Genomic DNA, 1705 nt, shown 5'->3' on the forward strand with positions numbered 1-1705 from the left:
ATTGAGATAACACAGACCAGGCCCACCAATGCCATTCTGGAGGCACTTCTCGAACAAAAGGTCAAACATGAAAAACCGATGAAGGTTGAGCAGAAGACAATCAAGGAACAACCGGAGATCGAGATAACGGTACCCAAAATCCGTTATGAGCGTCTAATGGACAAAATGGGGATGCTCAAAAGGGAAAGCCAATATGTTGTCGACAACATTGTTTTGATAAAACCTTCTTTCGGGAAACCCTATTTGAAATTGGAGATTACGGAGGGGGAACTGGAAAACTATAAACGGACCCTTCAAAACCTGTAGATGGTTTGCGAACTTGCATTGGGCTTTTGCCTCGCTCAGCAGATTAGTTAAGGGTAAGGTTTGGGGCTTGCAGCGCGAAACACTGTTTCGCTCGCTTTTTTCATATTATATTCATCCACTGAACTTGAATTTGACCCTTACAAGCTCCATATCCTCCATAAGCTTTTTGTCGAGGACCTTGGCGTAGATCTGGGTGGTCTTTAGAGATTGATGTCCCAGCATTTTGCTGACCGATTCTATGGGAACTCCATTGGCTAGGGTGACGGTTGTAGCGAAGGTATGCCTTGACAAATGAAAGGTGAGCCTTTTTTCTATGTTGCACAGATTTGCTATTTCCTTTAGATAGACGTTCAATTTCTCATTGCTGATCACAGGAAGAAGTTTGGCTGTATTATTTAACTCGCCATATATCTTGTATTTGTCCAATATTTTTTCGGCAACCAGTAGCAGGGGAACACTGCTTCTTGTATCGGTTTTGGTACGTTTTATCTTTATCCATTTTTTTCCGTCCATCGCCAATACGATATGATTGCTTGACAATTTTTGCACATCAATGTAGGATAGGCCAGTAAAGCAGCAAAAAACAAACATGTCCCTTACTTGATCCAATCTTTTTGATGGGAGTTCTTTTTCCATTATGGTTTTAAGTTCCCTTTCATTGAGAATGTCACGTTCCACTTTTTTCCATTTTGCCTTCCAATGATAGAAGGGGTCTTTTGAAATCCAATCATTGGCATAACAAATCCGCATGATCTTCTTGAGATTGGTCACATATTTGGTTACGGTGTTCTGCCCACAGTTTTTCAAACTTGTCTTTAGAAAGTGTTCAAAACGGTTGATGAATTTCAGGTCAATCTTTTTTACATTGATGTCCTCATAACCATATTCTTTCTTTATGAAAGCTTTTAAGTGCTTTGCTGTTCTTAGGTGTCTTTGATATGCCCCGGACGAGAACTCCCTACCGACCAATTCTGAAAGTTCCTCATTGTGGTCTCCGTAAATCGATAAAAGTGTATTGTGTCCATTGCCCTTTCCTTGAAAAGCATTTAGGATCATATCCGAGGTGTAGGGAATCCCATCAGAGATAAATTCTCCCTGTATTTGATAGACTCTTGATACTATGCCATCAAGGAACTGGTTCAGTTCCTGAGTAGAAGGTACTGTACCCCTGACCCTTCCTTTTTTAGAATCCCATCTCTCGGGCCTTACCTTTCTTTGCAGGCTTATTTCAGATCTTTTTCCATTGACGGTAATTCTCAGATAGATAAGGGTTATACCGATTTTATCCAGTCCCCTAATGTAAAACAAAGTAGAAAAGGAATCTTTCATTTTTTCCAAACTTTAGGTTATTTAATTTCAAATAACTTTTTGTTTAAAAACTCACGCTCCGGTTCTTTAA

The 1705-nt window shown here is 39.9% G+C and carries 1 protein-coding gene and 1 pseudogene; one reads left to right on the plus strand and one right to left on the minus strand.

All coding sequences use genetic code 11. The annotated features are described in order from the left end of the window. Positions 1-306: pseudogene (locus HJC33_RS10545) on the plus strand (hypothetical protein); the annotation flags it as partial. A 111-nt stretch (positions 307-417) separates the two neighbouring features. On the opposite strand, the gene HJC33_RS10550 reads toward HJC33_RS10545, so the two are convergent. Then, positions 418-1635 carry a site-specific integrase gene (locus tag HJC33_RS10550; protein ID WP_171658791.1) on the minus strand — a complete coding sequence of 406 codons (1218 nt, stop codon included), beginning with the start codon at positions 1633-1635 and terminating at the stop codon, positions 418-420. Positions 1636-1705 lie beyond the last annotated feature (70 nt).

Origin of the sequence: Flagellimonas amphidinii (genome assembly GCF_013090115.1) — a bacterium.
Lineage (GTDB): Bacteria > Bacteroidota > Bacteroidia > Flavobacteriales > Flavobacteriaceae > Flagellimonas > Flagellimonas amphidinii.

Coding starts and splice junctions, on each gene's coding strand:
- HJC33_RS10550 (WP_171658791.1), bottom strand. CDS start 1,635: ATGAAAGATTCCTTTTCTACTTTGTTTTACATTAGGGGACTGGATAAA.